The organism is Sinomicrobium weinanense (genome assembly GCF_018863395.1).
Classification (GTDB): domain Bacteria; phylum Bacteroidota; class Bacteroidia; order Flavobacteriales; family Flavobacteriaceae; genus Sinomicrobium; species Sinomicrobium weinanense.
Genome location: NZ_JAHKRR010000004.1, coordinates 243,740 through 266,077 on the forward strand (window position 1 = coordinate 243,740; position 22,338 = coordinate 266,077).

Sequence of the window (22,338 nt, forward strand, 5' to 3'; positions counted from 1 at the left end):
TATTATTGATTTATGGCGTTTGAAATATTTTCCTTGAGTCTGATGAGGTTGCTTAACATTTGTTCTGCAAATTCTATGTAATGCCGGTTAAACAAAAGTCCCGCATTATCGGGATCGGACTGGCCGTTCTTCTGGATGTACCTCATTTTATAGCAATGTACTTTTTCCAGTAACTCTTTTTCTTTTTTCCATTGTTCTATTTTTTCGTCCAGGCGGACCAGCATCTGGTCCGGCGCGATCTTAAAATATCGCTTTCGATCTCCTGTTTTAGTAAAATATGTTAATTTTCCCGTAGATTGTAATAATTGTAAATTGGTAGAGATGGAACTTTTGCTCGCCTCCAGCTTTTCCAGGAGTTCGTCAAAAGTAACTCCCTCTTCCCCCGTAAGGACCATAATGGAAAAAATCCTGGCCGAGAGCGGGGAGAATGCTTCATTCTTTTCAAAATAAACCCCCAGTTCTTCTACCAGACCACATTTTTCCTTTTCTAATTCTTCACACTGCATATGTACTCCAAGATTGAAATTTTGGGCAAAGATATAGTAAGTTCGGTTTGAACCGAACCAAAAGAAGTTAATTTGTTGTTAAAATAAAAAGGGAGGGACGGATGACCGGTGGTGGATGACGGGTGCATACCCCTGTCACCGGTCATCTATCATCGATCTATTTCTTTACCCGGACGGTTCGTTTGATCTCATTCCCGAATTCATCGATCACCGTGATAAGGTGTTTTCCTTCCCTGGGAATAATGGCCATTTCGTGGAAGGTCCTGGTTTGCCCCAGGAAGCGGTCGTCAACATACCAGAAAACTGTGGTGCCGGGTTTGGAATGGGCTACTTTGACCACCAGTTCATTGGTAGTGCCCTCAAAGTTTTTGGGTAATATGACGTCCTGGTCCTCTCTTGGATAGATAAAATCCATGGCCACGGGGCCATCGGTAAAGCAATCGGCCCGGAAAGGGGGCAGGCTTTTATAGTTGGCATGATTGTTTTTATAATAGTGCTCCATGAGGGGAGGAAGGGTAAACCAGGGCTCCGCAATAATATCGGTAACTGGTGTACAGGAGGTGTTTACACGATATTGCCGCTTGCTGTCCAGGTGAACCAGATGGTGGTATGGACAGGGGCCGGTACGTTGTCCGCTGTGAGGGATCCAGGCGGTGGTTTTAGGGCAAAGGGGAGAGGCGAGATAACCACTGTTGCGGCACACTTCGGCTTCGACCAGCTCGTCATAAGGCATGTCGAACCACGATGACGAAGGCAGGGCATCAAATACATCGAACAGTATGGGGGCGGCTGCGGTCACTCCTGTAAGCCCCGGCCGTCCCTCGCCGTCGGCATTTCCGGCCCAGACCCCTATAACGTAGTCTTTGGTAGCTCCTATGGCCCAGGCATCCCTGTTGCCGAAGCTGGTGCCTGTTTTCCAGGCGATCTTTTTCGTAGAGTCGAAATACTGCCAGGCTTCGTTGCCCTCAGGGCGGTTCAGCTCTCTCATGGCCTGAAAGGTGAGGAAAATACTCCCCGCATCGAATACGGTCTTTTGGCGGGACACGGTCCCGAAACCGGCTTTTTCATTTGCTTTTAATACAGGTTCGGCAAATTCACCGGTGTAGTACTCGCTGGAGGTTTCGTGAAAGTGGTTTACGGTAGAAGCCAGTGAAGCATAGGTTTTGCACAGGTCCCAAAGGTTGCTTTCGGCTCCGCCAAGGATGAGGGTAAGGCCGTAGTAATCCGCCGGCCGGTCGATATCGCGCAGGCGGAAGGCCTGGAGTTTGTCCCTGAAACGTTCCAGCCCGTAGTCCTGTAACATCCGGACGAACGGGATATTCAGTGACCTGGTCAGAGCGCTCCCGGCAGGGACGGCCCCGTCGTATTCAGGATTGAAATTTTCGGGGGTGTAGCTGGAGATCCGGGTAGGGATATCGGGTACCAGGGTGTTGGGAAGCAGTTCACCGGCATCCAGCATGGCCGCATATAAAAAAGGTTTCATAATGCTGCCCGTACTCCTGGGGGCGTTGATAATATCCACGTCTTTCTGGTGTTTTTTGTCCGTAGGAGTATTTCCCGTATAGGCCAGGACCTGACGGGTGTGGACATCCATCACCAATACTGCGGCGTTGTATACTTCGTTCTGCTTCAGTATTTCGTGGTGCTGTTTTACGATAGTGTTGACGCGGTCCTGAAGTGCCGGGTCAATACTGGTGCGTACTTTTTGCCCGGGATGTTCCCGTGCCATACGTTGTAGCAGGTGAGGTGCGGTCCGGGGCAGGGGAAAAGGCTTTTGGGGAAGTGGTTCTGCGATAGAAAGCTGATAGGTTGTAGAGTCGATGAGCTTTGCTTCCCGCAGTTTGTGCAGCAAACGGTTTCGCTTGATGCGCAATTTTTCCTGGTTTTTCCCCGGATAAACAAGGCTCGGGGCATTGGGCAGTACGGCCAGCGTAGCGCTTTCGGCCCAGGAGAGCTGGTGGGGTTGCACCCCGAAATAACGCCAGGCAGCCACGTCCAGCCCTACTACATTGCTGCCAAAAGGGGCCTGAGAGGCGTAGAGCCTTAAAATGTCCTTTTTAGAATGGCGCAGTTCCAGTCTTGTAGCCAGAATGATCTCAAGGACTTTTTCGAAATAGGTCCGCTTTTTCCCCTTCCGGGAAAGCCGGATGACCTGCTGGGTCAGCGTACTCCCGCCCCGGACCACATTGCCCGCCCTGATGTTGCGGACCAGGGCCTTACCGATAGATATGGGGTTAAAACCCGGGTGGGTATAGAAATAGGCGTCCTCGAAATGGAGGATGCACTGTTCGAATTTTTTCGGAACGCTATCGGTTTCGGGAAAACGCCATTGCCCGTCTTCGGCTATTCGGGCACCAAGCAATGCCCCGTTTCTGCTCTCTATGACCGTTGAGGTGGGTGTCCGGAATAAGGGGTCCGGCAGGCAAAAATAGTAGGCAATGAGGAGTATGGCCAGGATCGTAGCCTTAATACGGTGTTTTTTTATGAAGCACAGGACCTGGTTCAAAAGAAATTGTTTTCCGGATGAAATTATTCTTTTTTCGGGAGACGCGGAAAAATAATATGAACTCATTTAAACTTTTTTGATTGAAGCGAAAAAGTTTAAATGAGTTCAATAAAAAAGAAACCGCCCCTTACGTATCTCTACGAAAGAGCGGTTTCCCAACTAAATAACCAACCAAAAATCAACTAACCTTTATTTTCTGCTTTCAGGTGTTCGACGAACCACCTTCCGGTAAATTCTTATATCCTGTCCGGATCAACGTCTTATCATTGTATCGTTTTGTCATTTATAACGATGGGTTCGGACTGTCGATTGTTTTTTGTCTCATAATGTAATGTTAAAATTTTGGGGCAGGAGTTGCCTGCCATATTAAAGATCTTGTTTTCCGGGAAAATAAGAGATCAACTCCACCGAAATGTTTTCTTTTATTAACGGCCTACGAGGAAATAAGAAGTTCCGGAGGTACGGTCGTAAAGTTCTATTTCGTTGTTTCCATGTTGTATGACGTCAAATTCCCAAACACCGTCAGTATCATGGTCAATAACTACAAAAGTGTCGTATGCCGTATAATATCCTACATCTATGCCCATACCATTTCGGGTATTGTCGTAATTGACATAGAATACACCGTCCCAGAAAGATACTGTAAAGGCATCTTCAAGAAAAGGGACCGCAAGTCTCCCCTCGGTCATGCGATGATCTACATACCAGGATTCATAGGAGATTAAAAGTTCGTCCAGGGATATATCATCTTCAAAATAATCGTCTTCTGTGGAACAGGAAGCTGCGACTCCCATAATCAGAATACATCCTAAGAATAGTTTTATGCCTTTCATAGTTTATATGTTTACGGTATTTGACAGAACTATCACCAATTCCCGTGCCAAAAATGTAAGAATTTGATTGTCAGTGCCTCATGTAATCCCCTGTTTTTTGGTTACTTTTGAATGCCGGGGCACCGTGAAATAAAGGATGCGGGAATGAAATCGATAAAGCGGATGTTCTTCCTGTTTTACGGGGAAAAGGATAAGACAAGTAAAAATACTTAACGAAATATATTCATGAGCGATACAAAATTTGCAGTGATCGGCGGAGGCAGCTGGGCTACCGCCATTGTAAAGATGTTGTCGGAAAACCTGGATGAAATAGGATGGTATATGCGCAATACCTTTGCCAGGGAGCATATACTGCACCAGAAACACAATCCGAACTATCTCAGTGCGGTAGAATTTCATACGGAACAACTGAGGCTTACCGGTGATATCAACGAAGCAGTGGCCTATGCCGATATAATCATTTTTGCCGTGCCCTCGGCATTTTTGCATTCGGAACTGGAAAAACTTACGGTGTCTCTGGAGGACAAGGTCATTTTTTCTGCAATCAAAGGGATCGTCCCGGAAACCGGGCTTATTGTAGGCGAACATTTTCACGACCGGTATAATATTCCGTTTGAAAGCATTGGGGTCATTACAGGGCCATGCCATGCCGAAGAAGTGGCCCTGGAAAGGCTGTCGTACCTCACCATTGCCTGTGCAGACGAGAAAAAGGCCGGGACTGTGGCTAAAAACCTGTCCAGCGATTATATAAAGACCAAGATATCTGACGATATTATCGGTACGGAATATGCAGCCGTACTGAAGAACATCTATGCCATTGCTGCCGGTATTGCACACGGACTGGGATATGGCGATAATTTTCAGAGCGTTTTGATGAGTAACGCCATACGCGAAATGCGGCGTTTTATAAAACGCGTGCACAAGATGAAAAGGAATATCAACAATTCCGCTTACCTTGGCGACCTGCTGGTCACGGGATATTCTGTTTTTTCCCGTAACCGTATGTTCGGCAATATGATTGGAAAAGGATATACGGTGAAGTCGGCCATGATGGAAATGAGTATGGTTGCTGAAGGTTATTACGCGGCCAAAAGTGCGCATATTATCAACAACAAGCATGAGCGCAAGATTAAAACCCCCATTATGGACGCGGTGTATAATGTGCTGTATGAAGGCAAGGAGGCCAAGAAGGTGTTCAGGAAACTTTCCGAAAAACTTGATTGACTCCGGCTTTAGTTTATCCTGAGCTCTTCGGCGAGCTCAGGATAAACTAAAGCCAGGCCTGGTAGTGGAGCCGAAGCCCTATTTGTAAAAATTCATTTGGTCGATATACTGCCAGACGGAAGGGTCGAGCAGGGGGGAGACGTTTTTTCCGGCTTTGATGTCTTTGCGTATGGCCGTAGAGGATATTTCAATGATCGGGGCGTCTATTTTATGGATGCGGGGGTGCTTTTCCAGGGGAACTTCCCGGGTTGAGGTGATCCTCGGATATACGTAGATCGAATGATGCTCCAGGATAATTTCGTAGTTTTTCCACTTGTGGAGGCCATTCAGGTTGTCTTCGCCCATGATGAGGCAAAATTCCCGCTGAGGGTACTTTTCCTGTAAATGTGCCAGGGTATTTACGGTATAGCTCGGCTGCGGCAGCTTAAATTCGATATCGCAGGGCTTCAGGTCATTGTATTTTTCAGTGGCCCTGTGCACCATTTCCAGGCGGTGGTGGTCCGGCAGGAGCGAACTTTTCTTTTTGAAAGGGTTGTGGGGCGTGACCACGAGCCATATTTCGTCCAGGTCGCTGTGTTCGGCAAAGTGATTGGCAATGATGATGTGCCCCACATGGACCGGGTTGAAGGTTCCGAAATATAAGCCGGTTTTCTTTCTGGAGTTCAAAGGTTCAAGTTTAAAGTTCAACCCTTCGACACTTCGGCTGCGCTTAGTGCAGGCGAGTTCAGGGCGACGGGTTGAAGGTTTCTGTTTTAATGTTTGTTGATAAACTCATCCACCAGTTGTTCGGCCTCTGCCAGGGCGGTTTCCAGGTCGTAGTTCTTGATGATACTGTCAAATTGCGGAGCAGTAGCCAGTTCTACGGAAGCCTTGGCTATACGCATGTTTATCTTGTCTTCCGGTTCTGTTTTTCGCTTTTTCAACCGTATTTTCAATTCATCCACACTGGGCGGTTTTACGAATACGGCAAGGGTTTCTTCCGGGAATTTCTTTTTAATACGGAGCCCCCCGGCCACGTCGATATCAAAAATAACGTTTTTACCCCTGGCCCAGATACGTTCTATTTCGGTTTTCAGGGTGCCGTAAAAATTGTCCCGGTATACTTCTTCCCATTCCAGGAAATCGCCTTGTTTGATGTGATCCTTGAACTGCCTGAGACTGAGAAAATAATAGTCCCTGCCATCTACCTCATTCCCCCGGGGCTCACGGGAAGTGGCGGAGATGGAAAATTCGAGGTTTAGCTTTTCAATGCCGAGCAGGTGACGGACTATGGTGGTTTTTCCACTTCCCGAAGGTGCGGAGAATACAATGAGCTTGCCTTTTTTGGCGCTGTTGTTTGCCATGCTAAAGAACGTTTAAGACTTGTTCCTTGATCTTTTCCAGTTCGTCTTTCATCTGCACCACCAGCTTTTGCATGGGTGCGTAGTTGGCCTTGGAACCGATGGTGTTGATCTCCCTTCCTATTTCCTGGGAGATAAAGCCGAGCTTTCTTCCGTTAGAATCTTCAGAATTCAGGGAGCTGAGAAAATATTCGAGATGGTTGGCCAGACGCACTTTTTCTTCGGTGATGTCAAATTTTTCGAGGTAATAAATAAGCTCCTGCTCGAAGCGGTTTTTATCCACATTTTCCTTGACATCGGCCACGGCCTTTTCCAGGCGTTCCCGAACCTGTACCATGCGTTCGGGGTCCAGTTCCTTGACTTGTTCGAGCAAAGTTGAGATATTGTTTATCCGCAGCAGAAAATCTTTTTCGAGGGCAAGGCCCTCTTCGTTCCTGAAGGTCCTGATCTCAACAATGGCGTCCTCGAGGGCACGGGCAATAGCTACATATTCTTCCTCATCGATGTTATTGCGCTCCGTCTTGAGGGCATCCGGCATGCGGACAGCCATTTTCAGGAGTTCGGTCTCGTCCCCGTTTACGATGTTTTTCAGTTGTTGCATGTATTGCTTTATCACAGCCTCATTGACCTGGGACGTGGTTTCTTCCCCGGTGATCTCTACATACAGGCCAAAGTCTACCTTTCCGCGTACGAGGGCATTGGCAATGGTGCTTCGCATCTGCAATTCTTTTTCCCTGTACTGGGAAGGTATCCTGGCATTGACATCCAGGCTCTTGCTGTTGAGTGATTTCAACTCAACTGTTATTTTCTTGGTGGGAAGTTGTACTATGGATTTCCCGAAGCCCGTCATAGATTGTATCATCCGGTTTTTTTTAAGAAAAGTTGCACAAAGGTAAGTAAAATAGAAAAGTTAAGAAAAAAGATGATGGTACACATATCTTAAGCTGTGCGATGAGGTTCAATAACGGTTAAAGTTGCGGGTTACAGGTTGCAAGTTGCAGGCATGCTCAACCTACAACTTTAAACCTTGAACTTATTCGTTATAGAATACGGTTTTTACCAGACTTGGTTTATATTTGAGCGCTTAAATGGTTAGTAATGAAAAAAACGTATCCGAAGGCCGTGTATCTTAACGGGGAATGGATGGAAAGTGAAAAAGCATCTGTTTCTGTTTTTGATCGTGGTTTTTTGTTTGGGGATGGTGTATATGAGGTGATCCCGGTTTATGAAGGGAAGTTTTTCTTGCTGGAAGAACATTTAGACCGGTTAAAGTACGGATTAAATGAAACCCGGATCGGGTTTGAGGTAAGTGCTGTTGAAAATGTGTTGAAAACAGCCGTGGAGAAAGCAGAACTGACCCATAGAGACGGGACCGTATATATGCAGGTAACCAGGGGCATCGCTCCCCGGTCTCATTTTTTTCCTGCTGATGCAGAGCCGACAATTTTGATATATGCTTCTCCATTGGTGATGAAGGGTTTTGAAAACAAGCTGGTAAAAGTTTTGATCTCGGAGGATTTTCGCTGGCATCGGTGCGATATAAAGTCCACTTCGTTAATGGCCAATGTAGGGCTCAATAATGATGCATACAGCCAGGGATTTTATGAAAATGTATTGCAAAGGGATGGCCTTTTTACGGAAGGATCGCATACCTCGGTATTTTTTGTGAAGGATAATATTGTTTATACCCATCCGAAAGGGCATCATATTTTACCGGGGATAACCAGGAAAGCTGTTATTGAATTATGTGAAGAGCTGGGGATCGAAGTCAGGGAAAAAGCATTACATATAGACGATACAGCTCATGTTGATGAAGTTTTTATCGCCGGAACAACAGTTCAGATCACGGCTGTTGGTGAAATGATGATGGATGGCGTATTGAAATTCAGGAAAGAGGGGGCAGGTACGATCACTAAAAAGCTCCAGCAGCAATTTATAAAGCGAACCGGAAGCCTGTAAAAGGGGCAGGATCATTTTTTCTTTATAATACGATGTTCTTTTAAGATATCAAGCACTTTTGATACAGGGAGCGCCTCGATCTTTCTGTTGTTCTTTCCCGTGGTGGCTTTGGCTGTAAAGAGCGCGTTTAAAATGGCTTCTTCGGTAGCCTCAATAGCGGCCATGAACAATGGGGACATATAGTCGTTGGCGACGACTTCTTGTTTCAACAGGTGTGTGGTTTTATAAGCGATCTGTGTTTCTTTGGCTGTTGAAAATGCAATGATATAGTCACCGCTTCCGTTCGAGGCAATACCCCCGGTTTTGGCAAGCCCCATAAAGGCGCGTTTGGCCAGGCGATCTAAATTTCTATGGTCCAGGGGAGCATCTGTGGCTACTACGATCATGCAGGAGCCGTCTACATTGTTTAAAAGCTGATCGCTAAAAGCAAAGCGGCTTAATTCTTTTCCAACATTGATACCGGCTATCTGCAGCACCCCTCCGAAATTTGCTTGTACAAGTACACCTACGGTATAGCCTCCCAGGCTCCCGGGCAGTTTTCGCGATGAGGTGCCTATTCCACCTTTATACCCAAAACAGACCGTCCCGGTTCCGGCTCCGATATTTCCTTCCTGTGCATTGTTCTCGGTAGCGTTATTGATCGCTGAAAGCACATCCCGGGTTTTGACATGCTGGCCCCTGATATCGTTTAGGTAGCCGTCATTGGTTTCGCCTACTACCGCATTCACCGAGCGGACATTCTCATTGCCTTTCTGCCGGAGCGTATATTTTATAACGGCATCCATGGCAGTCGCAACGCTTAGGGTATTGGTCAGGATGATCGGGGTCTCTATATTCCCCAGTTCGTTGACCTGTGTGCTTCCTGCAAGTTTTCCAAACCCGTTTCCCACAAAGACAGCAGCAGGCACTTTTTGCTGAAAAATATTTCCTCCATGCGGAAGGATCGCCGTGACCCCGGTTCTTATGGAATCGCCTTTTACCAGAGTGGTGTGCCCTACTTTTACCCCTGAAACATCTGTTATGGCATTTTGTGTCCCCGTGGGGATAACTCCTATTTCAATCCCGTAATCCCTTATTCGCTCCTGGGCATATGTGCCTGATGCTAGGAAACAAAAGAGCAGGAGAAAGAGGGCCGCTTTTGAATACATTGTTAATCGGGGACTTATGAGATTTGTGTTCATGGGTATCGGTGGTTAAAAGTGTAGTTTCATCCCTTCGTGCGTAGCCCGGAATCCCAGTTTTTCATAAAACCCAATGGCTTCGGGGCGCTTTTTATCGGTGGTCAGTTGCAGTACATGGGCGTTTCGTTCTTTGGCGCGTTTTATGGCCCAGGCAAACATCTGCTGCCCTATGCCTTTTCCCCTTTGGTCTTTTCTGATCCTTACCGCTTCGATCTGTGCCCGTATTCCGCCGCGATAGGTGAGGTACTGGATGAAGCTGAGCTGCAGTGTGCCGATAATTTCTCCACTTCCGTTCTCCACAACGATCAATTCCTGGTTAGGGTCCTTGTCTATGTTCCCGAAAGCGGCCAGGTATTCTTCCGGGAGCGGCTGGCGATAGTTTTCCCGGGCTTGCCCCAGCTTGTCATCGGCCAGCATCTGCACGATGAAGGGCAGGTCTTTTTCTGTCGCTTTTCGAAAGTTCAGCATGGGTAAAGTAAGGGGTAAGGGTTATAATTCCCTTACCCAGATATTGCGGAAGCTCACTTCGCTGCCGTGGTCCTGTAATTTTATCGGTGCTTTGCCGTGGGGGTCGTTCTTGGGCCAGCCTATATATTCGGTGGTCCCTTTGATCTCTACGTGGTCCTGAACCAGAATGCCGTTGTGGAGCACGGTAATGGTTCCCGGTTTGATCTTTTCTCCGGTATTGTTGAATTCGGGAGCGTGAAAAATAATATCATATGTATTCCATTCCCCGGTTTTTACGGAGGCTTTGGCAAGGGGGACACTTTGTTTGTACAGGGAGCCTACCTGCCCGTTTACATAAGTGTCGTTGTTATTGTTGTCCAGTACCTGGATCTCATAACGGTCTTGCAGAAATACGCCGCTGTTGCCCCGGTTCTGGCCATCTCCTTTTATTTTCTCGGGAGATTTCCATTCCAGGTGAAGCTGAACGCTTCCGAAATCCTTTTTGGTCTGTATGTCGCCCGCACCGGGTTTTACCGACATGCTGCCATCGGAATTTAAGGTCCAGGGAGCTTTGGAACCATTTTTTTCGCTGACCCATTCGTCCAGGTTTTTGCCGTCGAACAGAACAATGGCATCACTGGGAGCCCCGTTATCAGCAGCCGGAGTTACTTTTGGCGGAACGGGGTGGTAAATTTCCGTTTCTTCGGGTTTTGTGGGTTCTTTTTGCATGTTTTTTTTCTGTGCGTAGGTATATATACCGCTCATAAGGAGGGCGAAGACTAATACGTATGTCTTTTTCATCTTTTTATTTTTAAACGGAAGATCAATGACCGGTGACCGGTAACGGATGACCGATGTATGCCCCTGTCATCTGTCTTCGGTCCTCCATTCTGTATATGTTCATTTAAAAAGTTAATCATTTTCCCATGGGTATGAGAATTGATCATGGAAGTTTTTTATTGTAATTCCTTGATCTTTATGTTTCGGAAAGAGACCTCATTACCGTGATGTTGCAGGCCGATCTTCCCGGTTTTATAGGCTCCGAAGCCTTCCCAGCCGTTAAATTTGGAATCTTTTATCATATTTTCCCACTCCTCGCCGTGTACAGGGAAGTTGACGATCTCCACACCGTTGAGCCATACTTCGCCTTCGTTGGCATTATGGTCTATCTTCAGGACCATGGTGTTCCATTCTCCTGCGGGTTTTGCCACCTTTTCCGAAGGGGGGACCATATCGTACAGGGCTCCTGCCTGGTGGGTAGTGCCTGCCTTGGCATCCGGGTGTCTTTCATTGTCCAGGACCTGTATTTCCGGTCCGGTCTGGTAAGGTTCGTGAAGTTCCGGGACCTCTTTAACTCCCCAGAACACACCGCTGTTCCCTGCTTCGGATATTTTCCATTCCAGGGAGAGCTTAAAGTTGGTGTAATCTTTATCGGTAACCAGGTTCTTACCTTCAACCTTGCGGTCATTGTTTGGGGTGAGTACCAAGGTCCCGTCCTGGATGCTCCATTCGGGGGAGATCTCATCGGAATTATAACCATGCCAGCCCGAGAAGGTTTTACCGTCAAAAAGGGATACCCATTCGCCATCCTGTTTTTCCTGGGTTTCGACAACAGCGGCCTCTTCTTTTTTTGCCGCTTCTTCAGTGTCTTTTTTGTTAGCCTCTTTGCATCCTACCAGGAAGAGCAGGGAAAGAGCGCAAAATCCAATCTTTTTCATTATTTGTGTGTTTAATTATCCGGGACGATGATCTTATAGCCCCAGTATTTTTTTTAGTTTTTCATCATTGATCTCGGCTCCCGCAAAGTCGTCAAATGCCTTTTCTGTGGCTTCGATGATATGGCTTTGTATGAACGGAGCACCTTCGCGTGCACCTTGTTCGGGCGATTTTATACAGCACTCCCATTCCATAACGGCCCAGACGTCGCATCCGTATTCTGTGAGCTTGGTAAAAATGGTCTTGAAGTCTACCTGGCCGTCTCCGAGCGAGCGGTATCTTCCGGCCCGGTCCCTCCAGTCGTTAAATCCGCCGAAAGCGCCTTTTTTGCCGGTCGGATTAAACTCGGAATCTTTGACGTGGAAAGATTTTATGAATTCGTGATAGTGATCGATATAAGTGATGTAATCGAGTTGTTGCAGTACAAAGTGACTGGGGTCGTATAGAATGTTCACTCTTTTGTGGTTGTTGGTCGCTTCCAGGAACCTTTCGAAAGTATCGCCGTCGTGGAGGTCTTCGCCGGGGTGGATCTCGTAGCAGACGTCCACATCATTCCCGTCGTAGAGGTCGAGGATGGGTTTCCAGCGTTTGGCGAGTTCTTCGAAGCCCATTTCCACGAGTCCGGCCGGGCGTTGTGGCCAGGGATGTGCGGTGTGCCACAGCAGGGAACCGGAAAAAGTGGCATGTGCTTTAAGCCCCAGCCTCCGGCTGGCCAATGCCGCTTTGCTGACCTGGTCTACGGCCCATTCGGTACGGGCTTTGGGATTGTTTTTGTAGGCGTCGGGGGCAAAGTTATCGAACATGATATCATAGGCCGGGTGAACGGCTACCAGTTGCCCCTGCAAATGGGTGGAGAGTTCCGTGATCTCCAGTCCGTAGGAATTTATTTTTTCTTTTAATTCGTCGCAGTAGGCCTGTCCTTCCGCTTCGTCGGCACTTCCGGCTTTGTCGAGATCGATAAGGAAGGTTTCCCAGGTAGGGATCTGGATGCCTTTGTAGCCCAGCCCGGCTGCCCATTTACACATTCCGTCCAGGGAATTGAAAGGGGCTTCACTGTCTACGAATTGTGCGAGAAATACTGCGGGGCCTTTTATTGTTTTCATTGGTATGACTTTTTATATTTAATTTTTTTCTTTTCAAAATCCGGTGACGTCTTGCCAGGCTGTTTGTGGTTAAATTTGGGTCCAGGCAGCATTGTTCTTATCACTTTCCACCGCGGCATATATGAACTGAACCCCTTTTACGCCATCGCTTACCGTAGGGTAGTCCGGGTTTTCGATAGGGTTGTTTTCCAGAACGCTGACCAGGTGCCTGCCGAAATTCCTGTAAATAGTGGCAAAGGCTTCCAGGTATCCTTCGGGATGTCCTTTGGGGATCCTGGAAACGGCCCTTACCTCGTCGTAAATGTCATTTCCGTCCGGGGTAAGGGTTTGTTCGGGTTTATCTATCCATTTGGTATAAAGGCGGGTGGAATCTTCCTGGTTCCACTGGATGCTTCCTTTGCTTCCATATACCCGAATGGCCAGGTCGTTCTCTTCGCCTGTGGCGATCTGTGAGATGGACATGGTGCCTTTTGCCCCGTTTTCCATCCGGAAAAGGATGTTACCATCGTTATCCAGCACCCGGCCTTCACCGACCCTTCCGAGATCGGCCGCAATTTCGGTGATCTTTGTTCCGGTGATGTAAGACACCAGGTTTTCGGCATGGGTGCCTATATCGGCCAGGGAACCTCCTACGCCCGATTTTTTCGGGTCGGCCCTCCAGGGTTTTATAGCAGCCTGTTCGTCGAGTTCCGCGGCCATCCATCCCTGCAGGTATTGTATGTGTATCTTTCTGATATCTCCCAGGTCGCCGTTTTTAACCATGGCCCTGGCTTGTTTTACCATGGCATTGCCTGTGTAATTGTGTGTCAGGGCAAATAGAAGCCCGGTTTCCCGAACCAGTTTTTCCAGGCTCCTGGCTTCTTCTACCGTGAGGGTCATGGGTTTGTCGCATACTACGTGAAAACCGTTTTCCAGGGCCATTTTTGCAGGTTCGAAATGAAGATGGTTGGGGGTGACAATGGATACAAAGTCCATACGCTCCCCTTCGGGAAGTTCCTTTTCTCTTGAGATCATTTCCTGAAAACTACCATAGCACCTGTCTTCCGGCAGGTAAAGCGATTTTCCGGTTTCTCTGGACTTTTCCGATGTGCTGCTGAAAGCACCGCATACCAGTTCTATCATACCGTCCATGGCAGATGCCTTGCGGTGAACACCTCCCATAAATGAACCGATGCCGCCACCGATCATGCCCATTCTTAGTTTTCTCATGTCGTTCTGATGTATGTTTTTGGATTTTACCACGAATTTAGTGGAAACATAACACTTATAAAATTTTTGAGCCGGTTATTAAGGATTGTGAGGAGATTGACTGAGATTGATAAAGGTTGAAAGGTAATGCGATCATCTCCCGAAATCAATCTCCATCAATTTTATACCTGCCAATCGCAGTTCATCACTTATACTTTTACCCAGGTATTTCCCTTTTGGTGCGACTCAACCACTCTTTCTATAAAATTCATACCGCGAACACCATCGTTCATGGTGGGGAATTCCCCGGGATGGTATTTCTCTTTTCTGATGGCCCTTGCTACACCTTTGTATATATTGCCCATGGAGTCGAAGATACCTTCGGGGTGCCCGGGGGGCAATTTACTGCCGTCGAGGGATAATTCACTGTTATAGGCATGCCCGGGTTTTAAAACTTTCAGGGGTTCGGTCTCCGTGAGGTGATAGAGGTAATTAGGGTTTTCCTGCTCCCATTTCAATCCGCCTTTATCTCCGTAGATGCTTACGGTAAAATTATTTTCTTCACCGGTGGCGATCTGGCTGGTTCTGATCAGGCCTTTTACAAATTCGGAGAAACGAAGGAGTACGGTACCGTCAACATCCATTTTATTGTCACTGTATACATAGTTGAGGTCTGCAAGTACTTCTTTGACCTCCATGCCCGTAACGTATTCTATCATATCAAAAGCATGGGTGCCGATATCTCCGATACAACAGCTGATCCCCGACTTTTCAGGGTCCAGTCGCCAGGTTGCAGCGCGTTTTTCGCCGTCGTGGATAATAGGGTTGATCCATCCCTGATAGTATTGCGCGTCGATTTTCTGTACAGTGCCGATAGCTCCCGATGCGATCATTTCCTTCATTTGCCGTATCATGGGGTACCCGGTATAGGTATAGGTTACGGCAAAGATGGCGTTGGACCTGTCGAGAATATCTTTTAATATCCTGGCTTCCTCATAAGTGGTGGTCATCGGTTTTTCACAGATAACATTAAACCCGTTTTCCAACAGCTTTTTTGCCATCGGGAAGTGGAGGAAGTTGGGGGTCAGCACAGAAACCACCTGCATCCTTTCGGTTTCGGGGAGCTTGAGCTCTTCTTCGATAAGGGTGTCAAAATCCTTGTATACCCGGTCGGTAGGGATACCGATCTTTTCGGCAAACCCGATATTCTGGTCTAGATCAGGGTTGAACACGCCGCCTACCAGTTGATAACTATCGTACATGGAGGAAGCCACGCGGTGCAGTACCCCAATTAACGAATCGCCACCACCTCCGAGAATTCCTAATCTGATTTTATTGCTCATTTTTTAGTTTGTTTTTTTGTCTGAAGTCCGAAGTCCGGTGTCCGAAGTATAAGTAGTTATTACTTCTGACTTCTGTCTTCCGGCTTTTTGTTGTTGCGCTTAAATTTAAAATAAAAATCAGGGGTAAAAAAATTAAATGGAAATCCGGATCATCCGGATTTCCGTTTGTTACATTTAAAAAAGTTCCGGTGCTGATAAAGCTCCTTCGCTTTGGATTTTATTTGCCCCATAAGTATTATGCCGATATTCAATTCGGGATGGGCCTATGCGTCTTTATATTCTATTTTTTCATTTTTAAAGAAGAGCACGAAAAGGGCCATGACCCCAAGTGCAAAGAAGGCCGGGTATGTCCATATCGATTGCCAGTCGTGTGTTTCGTCGGCCGCCAGGAATTTGTCGGTGATCTCGCCGGCTACCCAGAAACCGATCAGCATACCTACGCCGTAGGTGGCCAGGGTAATGAGCCCCTGGGCGGCACTTTTGTATTTTTCTCCTGCCTTGGTATCGGTATAGATCTGCCCGGATACGAAGAAGAAGTCATAACATAGTCCGTGCAAAGCGATACCTATAATAAGCATAAACGCAAGTTCTCCGGCGTCGCCATAGGCAAAGAGCAGATAACGTACGGTCCAGGCAAGCATTCCTGCGAGGATGGTCATCTTAAAGCCAAACCGTTTAAAGAAGAAAGGGAGCAGCAGCATAAAGAGTACTTCCGACATTTGCCCGAACGACATTTTGAAGGTTGAATTTTCAACTCCTATTTCAGTGAGGAAAGGGCTGGTGTTCTGATAATAAAATGCAAGCGGAATACATATGAGTATGGAAGCGATAAAGAAGAACAGGAAGTTTTTGTCCTTCAGCAGTTTTAAGGCCTCAAGTCCGAGCATATCGGAAACACTTACTTTTTCATTTTTGTCGACTTTTGGTGGTGTTTTGGGAAGTGTAAAGCTGAATATACCCAAAAGGGCAGAGGCACCTGCCGTCATTAAAAAGGTGTTGCTCAGCAGGCCGTCTTTAACGCCCTGGTCACTGTCCCAGGCAAAAAAGCTGATCAATGACCCGGCTATGATCCAGCCTATGGTACCGAAAACACGTACAAAGGGAAACTGTTTTCCGGGGTCGCTCATTTGGTTGAAGGATACGGAATTAACCAGGGCCAATGTGGGCATATAGAGGATCATATAGCCTAAGACATAGGGGTAAAACGCCCCGAAATCGGTGGTGTGGGCCATCTGGTACAATAGTACCGCGCCGACAAGATGAAGTATCCCCAATATTTTTTCGGCATTAAAATATCTGTCGGCAATAAGTCCGATGATGAACGGAGCAATAATGGCCCCCCAGGACTGGGTTGAAAATGCCATGGCCGATTGTGCTCCCGTAGCTTCCAGGTTTTTTCCGAGAAATGTTCCCAGAGTAACAAACCATCCCCCCCAGATAAAGAATTCGAGGAACATCATCAGGGATAGCTGGAATTGTGTTTTTACATTCATAGTTAGATGTTAGATTTTAGATGTGAGATATTAGACTTTCGGTTCCCTAGCGGTGGCCCCTGAGCGGAAGAGCCTGTGCTGAGCACAGTCGAAGCAAAGGGAGCCGAGAGATGGTTTATGAAAGTTGTTTTGAGGCGTTCAGCAACAGTTTTCTGGTGGCGAGGAGGCCTTCTTCTTCGCTGAGCCGGTCTCCTTCGTATTCCACACCTATATATTGATCATAGCCCGCGTCTTTTACGATCTGCAACATTTTTACATAATCTATGACGGTCTCGTTGCCTGCCTGGTCGAAATCGTAGGATTTGGCACTGACTGCTTTGGCAAAGGGCATTAATTCCCTGACTCCTTTATATTTGTCATATTCTTCCACACATGGAGCTCCCCAGGGCTCGCCGTTTTCCCTTTTCAGGCAGAAATTCCCAAAATCGGGGAGGGTGCCACAGTTGTTCATATTTACTTCCTGCATGACTTCTGCGAGCAGGGCTGCGTTGGAAGAAAAACCCCCGTGATTTTCCACCAACACATTGATGTTGGATTTGCCCGCGTATTCCGCAAGTTGGGAAAGGCTTTCCACAGAATACTGTTTCCAGGCATCGGCTTCTTTTTCTCCGAAAAGGTTTACCCGTATGGAATGACAGCCCAGTCCGGCAGCGGCATCTACCCACTTGTGGTGGTTTTCTACTGCTTTTGTTCGCTCTGCCTTGTCCCTGATGCTCAGGTTCCCTTCGCCATCTACCATGATGATGAGGTTTTTTATATCGTTGTCTGCACTGCGCTGGTTCAGTTCTTTTACAAGATTGTCAATGGCAAGGGCCGTATTGGAATTTTTTTTGAGCTCTTCGGCATACAGGTGATTTACGTATTCCAGTCCTTCAAAACCCCATCCTTTTGCTTTTTCGGCGAATTTTAAGGGGTCGAATCCCTGTTCCATGATCATTTTGTGGATAGACCACTGAGCGAGGGAGAGTTTAAAAAAGGGAGAAATTTCGGTTTCGGCTGCAGTTTCTTCGGGATTTTTTGTGGTGGTTTCCGCATTTTTTTTCGAATCTTTGCAAGCATATAGTCCTAATAACGATAAGGCTATACTGGCTTTACCCGAGTTTTCGATAAAATTTCGTCTGTTCATTGTAGTGAATATTTTCGATTTTCAGAATTGCTAAAATAATAAGTTTTAAAAGTAATAGGTGTATATCTCACAAAAAAATTTATTGAAACATGTATAAAATTTATATATTTGGAGCTTACTCTAATATAAAAACAAAAACAAAATAATGGGCACTATGTATTATAACCCTCCGCAAGAGGAGTACGATGCTATTGTTATAGGCACCGGTGTGAGTGGCGGATGGGCCGCTAAAGAATTGTGTGAAAAAGGATTAAAGACCCTGGTTCTGGAACGGGGGCGTATGGTGAAGCACATAGAGGATTACCCTACCATGCACCTCGATCCCTGGGATATGGAAAACGGTGGAGCTCCCACTCAGGAAGATCTTCGTAAACAGGCAAAGCAGGCAAGGACGGGCTATACCGTTCGGCAGGACAGCAAACATTTCTTTGTCAATGACCTGGAACATCCCTATAATGAAATAGAGCGGTTTGACTGGATGCGGGGATATCACGTAGGAGGACGTTCCATTATGTGGGGAAGGCAGAGTTACAGACATGGTGATATTGATTTTGAAGCAAACCTTAAAGAAGGTGTAGCGGTAGATTGGCCTATACGGTACAAAGATATAGCACCGTGGTATGATTATGTAGAGAAATATATAGGAGTAAGTGGTGAAAAACTGGGACTTCCGCAATTACCGGATGGACAGTTTCTGCCTCCGATGGAACTTTATTGTGTTGAGGAAGACCTGAAAAAGGCGATGTCTCAGAAATTTGATGACGGCAGGTTACTGACCATAGGAAGGGTGGCCCATATCACCGATGGCCAGTTTGATGGCAGGAGCCATTGTCAGTACAGGAACCGGTGTATAAGAGGGTGTCCTTTCGGTGGATATTTCAGCAGTAATGCTTCTACACTTCCTGCGGCCCAAAAAACCGGGAACATGACCCTGAGACCTTTTTCTATTGTACACGAGATCTTGTATGACAAGGATAAAAAACGCGCTACGGGTGTGAGGATCGTTGATGCCGAAAGCAATGAAACGCTGGAATTCAAAGCCAAGGTGATCTTTGTGTGTGCCTCCGCGATCGGATCGACTTCTATCCTGATGCAATCCAAATCCGAACGTTTCCCCGAAGGATTGGGTAACGATTCCGGAGAACTCGGCCACAACCTGATGGACCACCACTTCAGGGTGGGGGCCTCGGCAAAAGTGGAAGGATATGAAGACAAATATTATAAGGGAAGAAGGCCTAACGGTTTTTACATCCCGAGGTTCCGTAACCTGGGAGGTAATACCGACAAGAAAGACTTTCTGCGTGGTTACGGCTACCAGGGCGGCGGCGGAAGAGGCGATTGGGCTTCGTCCGTAAAAGAATTGAGCTATGGTACAAAACTGAAAGAGGAGATCTTAAAGCCAGGAGGATGGAGCGTTGGAATGACCGCCTTCGGTGAGATGTTACCGCATCACGACAACAAGATGTTCCTGGATTATGATAAAAAGGACAAATGGGGCTTACCCACAGTGACCTTCGATGCCAAGTTCAGGGAAAACGAATTTAACATGCGCAAAGACATGAAGCAGCAGGCTGTGGATATGCTGGAAGCGGCAGGATTTAAGGATATCACCCCTTACGACAACCCCGGAGCCCCCGGTCTCGGTATCCACGAAATGGGAACGGCACGTATGGGAAGGGATCCCAAGACATCCGTGCTCAATGCGCACAACCAGTTACACGCCGTGTCTAACGTTTATGTGACCGACGGTGCGGCAATGACATCCGCAAGTTGTGTAAACCCCTCCCTGACCTATATGGCACTTACTGCCAGGGCAGCGGACCATGCTGTAAATGAACTGAAAAAAATGAACCTCTAAAACAAATGCCATGCAAAGAAGAGATGCGATAAAAAATATAGGGCTTTCCCTGGGGTTTGTTGCAGCTACCCCGACCGTGTTTAGCATATTGCAAAGTTGTACGGGAACCCCGAAAGTGGAATGGACCCCGGAATTTTTTACTCCCGAAGAAGGTAGTGTATTGTCTAAAATGGTAGATATCATTCTTCCCAAGACCGACGATCTTCCTGGTGCTGCAGAATTGAACGTGCCTCAGTTTATAGATAAATACATCAATGAAATATACAGTCCTGAAGATCAGAAACTGGTCAGGGATGGTATGGCGGCCTTTGTAAATAAACTCGGCGTAAAAGATCCGAAGGACCTTCCAGGGGTCAAGGCCGAAGCGGTCGAAAAAGTAATAGCTTCTTCCCTGGGAGTTGATGAGAGCCAGAGAAAAGACCTGGAAAGGAAACTAAGGGATTATAAAGATACAGACGACGGTGCTTCTCCCGAAAATGAAGAAGCTCTGGTCTTTGGCTTTGTTAAAGAAATACGCGGAAAGACGATCTACGGATTTAAGATCAATGAATATATCGGAGAAGAGGTTCTTGCCTACGATCCTATTCCGAAAGAACAGAAAGGGTGTATTTCCCTGGAAGAGGCCACCGGAGGAAAGCTGTGGTCCCTGTAAAATGGTAATCGGTATCCGGTGGTCGGTATTCAGTAATCAACTGCTAATTACCAACCACCGAATACCGACCATCAATAACCCCAATTGAAGCGAACTATTGCCCGGAGCTTGTTTTGGTCCCGGACACCATTTGATTGTTTAAACCAACCATTGTGAAACGAAGAACATTTGTACAAAATTCTCTTATGGCAACCCTGGGAGCTTCGGTGACTACCACCGGAGCTTTCGGTTTTGCAGGGAATGCGAAAGAAAAACAACAAGGAAAACACAATTTTAACCTGAAGTATGCCCCTCATGAAGGGATGTTCAAACACAATGCCGGGGGAGATATTATTTCCCAGCTCGAATACATGGCCGAACAGGGCTTTACTGCTCTTGAAGACAATGGTATGAGCGGGCGCTCTGTCAATGTGCAGGAAGCTATGGCCAAAACCATGCAGGACCTTGACATAGAGATGGGGGTGTTCGTAGCCCATAAAATATACTGGTCTGAACCCAACCTGGCCAGCGGGGATAAAGGGAAACGCGAAGAATTTCTGTCTGACATCCGGAAGTCCGTTGAGGTGGCCAAACGGGTTAATGCCAAATGGGTAACTGTTGTTCCCGGTCATGTAGATCTCAGGAAAGAACCCGGTTATCAGACAGCCAATGTAGTGGAATCCCTGAAACAGGCGGCCGGGATCCTCGAACCGCACGGTATAACCATGGTCCTGGAACCGCTCAATTATATGAACCACCCCGGGATGTTCCTCACCAAGTCTGCGCAGGCCTATGAAGTATGTAAGGCTGTAAACTCGCCTTCCTGCAAGATACTCTACGATATCTATCATCAACAGATCACCGAAGGTAACCTTATCCCGAATATCGAAGCCAGCTGGGACGAGATCGCTTATTTCCAGGTAGGCGACAACCCCGGAAGAAACGAACCCACTACGGGCGAAATAAACTACAGGAACGTATTCAAATACATTTACGACAAAGGGTTTAAGGGTATAGTAGGTATGGAACATGGAAATTCCAGGCCGGATACCGAAGGCGAACTTGCCGTGATAGAAGCCTATAAAAAAGTAGACGACTTTCTGTAAACCAATAGGCGCATCACATGTAAAAAGAGGGAGTCTAAAAAGTAGCATTTCCGTCAACCTGAAACAAGTTGAGAATGACGAGGAGTTATAAGACTTTTTAGATACCCTCTTACTTTTTTTCCGGGTCCAGGGTAAATTCGCAGTCGCGCTGGTTTGTGGTAAATATAACCTTGGTTCGGTAGGCCGTGGATCTTTTGTCTGTTGGGAACCAGTTTCTCCTGTTGCTCGCTAGGATAAACAGGCCGTCTTCATCCCCCATAACGGTAAAGTGTTCCTGTGGCGGTTGCTTGGGATACAGGTCTACGCCATATTCGGAGGTTATGGCCGAGGCCAGTTTCGGAACATCGTCTGTCACCAGGCCTATTTCGCTTAGATGAAGCACAGAAGACCCGTCAAATGTCCTGCCCGATACATTTTTCAGATCGTAGCGGGTAATGTATTCCAGTACATTTCCATTGTTATCATAGAAATAGAAGGACTTTGCGTTCCAGCTTGTGAAATCTGCTATGGTCTTTCCGGGTGACACGGGCAGGATGTGCACTTTTTCCTTCATCTGGCCATGGGCCTCTTTCAGCCTGTTGTTTGGAATGTCAAAAGCCAGGTGATATACGGGGTGAAGCCCCTCTGACCTGTGGAAAAACAGTGTGGTCATTCCCGCTTCGATACGGAGTAGCGATGCCTCGCCGGGCGCAACACGGAACCCCAGGACCTTGCGGTAAAAATTTTCGGTCCCCGACAGGTCGTCTGTTAACAGGTGTATCTCTTTTAGTTTCATTTT

The 22,338-nt window shown here is 47.0% G+C and carries 21 protein-coding genes; 5 read left to right on the forward strand and 16 right to left on the reverse strand.

Going from position 1 to position 22,338, the window contains the following annotated elements:
* Positions 1-2 precede the first annotated feature (2 nt).
* From KN811_RS13360 to KN811_RS13370, 3 genes are all read right to left on the reverse strand, one after another.
* A complete protein-coding gene (locus KN811_RS13360; RefSeq protein ID WP_187963642.1) occupies positions 3-506 on the reverse strand; it encodes a GbsR/MarR family transcriptional regulator in 504 nt (167 codons plus the stop codon).
* Positions 507-663: 157 nt separating this feature from the next.
* Entirely contained in the window at positions 664-3,078 is a 2,415-nt protein-coding gene (pbpC, locus tag KN811_RS13365; protein ID WP_187963643.1) for a penicillin-binding protein 1C, read from the reverse strand.
* A 359-nt stretch (positions 3,079-3,437) separates the two neighbouring features.
* On the reverse strand, positions 3,438-3,845 hold the full coding sequence (locus KN811_RS13370) for a hypothetical protein (RefSeq protein WP_187963644.1): 408 nt from the start codon (positions 3,843-3,845) through the stop codon (positions 3,438-3,440).
* 225 nt (positions 3,846-4,070) lie between these two features.
* Here KN811_RS13370 and KN811_RS13375 point away from each other — a divergent pair, with 225 nt between their 5' ends.
* The gene (locus tag KN811_RS13375) at positions 4,071-5,069 is read left to right on the forward strand and encodes an NAD(P)H-dependent glycerol-3-phosphate dehydrogenase (protein ID WP_187963645.1); all 999 of its coding nucleotides are present in this window, start codon (positions 4,071-4,073) and stop codon (positions 5,067-5,069) included.
* Between the two features lie 78 nt (positions 5,070-5,147).
* Here KN811_RS13375 and nadD read toward each other — a convergent pair whose 3' ends face one another.
* The 3 genes from nadD to KN811_RS13390 form a co-directional block, all read right to left on the reverse strand.
* Positions 5,148-5,735, reverse strand: coding sequence for a nicotinate (nicotinamide) nucleotide adenylyltransferase (nadD, locus tag KN811_RS13380; RefSeq protein WP_187963646.1), 588 nt, complete (start codon positions 5,733-5,735; stop codon positions 5,148-5,150).
* 86 nt (positions 5,736-5,821) lie between these two features.
* On the reverse strand, positions 5,822-6,412 hold the full coding sequence (gmk, locus tag KN811_RS13385) for a guanylate kinase (protein WP_187963647.1): 591 nt from the start codon (positions 6,410-6,412) through the stop codon (positions 5,822-5,824).
* A 1-nt stretch (position 6,413) separates the two neighbouring features.
* Positions 6,414-7,271: a YicC/YloC family endoribonuclease gene (locus KN811_RS13390; protein ID WP_187963648.1), complete on the reverse strand. Its 858-nt coding sequence runs from the start codon at positions 7,269-7,271 to the stop codon at positions 6,414-6,416.
* A gap of 236 nt (positions 7,272-7,507) precedes the next feature.
* Here KN811_RS13390 and KN811_RS13395 point away from each other — a divergent pair, with 236 nt between their 5' ends.
* On the forward strand, positions 7,508-8,368 hold the full coding sequence (locus tag KN811_RS13395) for an aminotransferase class IV (RefSeq protein ID WP_187963649.1): 861 nt from the start codon (positions 7,508-7,510) through the stop codon (positions 8,366-8,368).
* Between the two features lie 11 nt (positions 8,369-8,379).
* On the opposite strand, the gene KN811_RS13400 is transcribed toward KN811_RS13395, so the two are convergent.
* The 9 genes from KN811_RS13400 to KN811_RS13440 all read right to left on the reverse strand — a co-directional run bounded on the left by KN811_RS13400 (position 8,380) and on the right by KN811_RS13440 (position 17,965).
* Entirely contained in the window at positions 8,380-9,516 is a 1,137-nt protein-coding gene (locus KN811_RS13400) for a P1 family peptidase (protein ID WP_187963650.1), read from the reverse strand.
* A 45-nt stretch (positions 9,517-9,561) separates the two neighbouring features.
* On the reverse strand, positions 9,562-10,017 hold the full coding sequence (locus tag KN811_RS13405; RefSeq protein ID WP_247716498.1) for a GNAT family N-acetyltransferase: 456 nt from the start codon (positions 10,015-10,017) through the stop codon (positions 9,562-9,564).
* A 21-nt stretch (positions 10,018-10,038) separates the two neighbouring features.
* Positions 10,039-10,761 (reverse strand): 3-keto-disaccharide hydrolase, encoded by a 723-nt coding sequence (locus KN811_RS13410; protein ID WP_425596666.1) that lies wholly within the window; start codon positions 10,759-10,761, stop codon positions 10,039-10,041.
* Between the two features lie 191 nt (positions 10,762-10,952).
* A complete protein-coding gene (locus KN811_RS13415) occupies positions 10,953-11,714 on the reverse strand; it encodes a 3-keto-disaccharide hydrolase (protein ID WP_187963652.1) in 762 nt (253 codons plus the stop codon).
* Positions 11,715-11,747: 33 nt separating this feature from the next.
* On the reverse strand, positions 11,748-12,815 hold the full coding sequence (locus tag KN811_RS13420) for a sugar phosphate isomerase/epimerase family protein (RefSeq protein ID WP_187963653.1): 1,068 nt from the start codon (positions 12,813-12,815) through the stop codon (positions 11,748-11,750).
* Between the two features lie 69 nt (positions 12,816-12,884).
* A complete protein-coding gene (locus KN811_RS13425) occupies positions 12,885-14,024 on the reverse strand; it encodes a Gfo/Idh/MocA family protein (RefSeq protein ID WP_187963654.1) in 1,140 nt (379 codons plus the stop codon).
* A gap of 188 nt (positions 14,025-14,212) precedes the next feature.
* On the reverse strand, positions 14,213-15,346 hold the full coding sequence (locus KN811_RS13430) for a Gfo/Idh/MocA family protein (RefSeq protein WP_187963655.1): 1,134 nt from the start codon (positions 15,344-15,346) through the stop codon (positions 14,213-14,215).
* 263 nt (positions 15,347-15,609) lie between these two features.
* A complete protein-coding gene (locus KN811_RS13435; RefSeq protein ID WP_187963656.1) occupies positions 15,610-16,839 on the reverse strand; it encodes a nucleoside permease in 1,230 nt (409 codons plus the stop codon).
* 115 nt (positions 16,840-16,954) lie between these two features.
* Positions 16,955-17,965, reverse strand: a complete 1,011-nt coding sequence (locus KN811_RS13440; RefSeq protein WP_187963657.1) for a sugar phosphate isomerase/epimerase family protein — start codon at positions 17,963-17,965, stop codon at positions 16,955-16,957.
* A gap of 145 nt (positions 17,966-18,110) precedes the next feature.
* Here KN811_RS13440 and KN811_RS13445 point away from each other — a divergent pair, with 145 nt between their 5' ends.
* From KN811_RS13445 to KN811_RS13455, 3 genes are all read left to right on the forward strand, one after another.
* Complete coding sequence (locus tag KN811_RS13445) at positions 18,111-19,823, forward strand: GMC oxidoreductase (RefSeq protein WP_187963658.1); 1,713 nt, start codon at positions 18,111-18,113, stop codon at positions 19,821-19,823.
* A 10-nt stretch (positions 19,824-19,833) separates the two neighbouring features.
* Positions 19,834-20,475, forward strand: a complete 642-nt coding sequence (locus KN811_RS13450; protein ID WP_187963659.1) for a gluconate 2-dehydrogenase subunit 3 family protein — start codon at positions 19,834-19,836, stop codon at positions 20,473-20,475.
* 152 nt (positions 20,476-20,627) lie between these two features.
* The gene (locus KN811_RS13455) at positions 20,628-21,560 is read left to right on the forward strand and encodes a TIM barrel protein (RefSeq protein WP_187963660.1); all 933 of its coding nucleotides are present in this window, start codon (positions 20,628-20,630) and stop codon (positions 21,558-21,560) included.
* A 109-nt stretch (positions 21,561-21,669) separates the two neighbouring features.
* On the opposite strand, the gene KN811_RS13460 is transcribed toward KN811_RS13455, so the two are convergent.
* Complete coding sequence (locus KN811_RS13460; protein WP_187963661.1) at positions 21,670-22,335, reverse strand: VOC family protein; 666 nt, start codon at positions 22,333-22,335, stop codon at positions 21,670-21,672.
* Positions 22,336-22,338 lie beyond the last annotated feature (3 nt).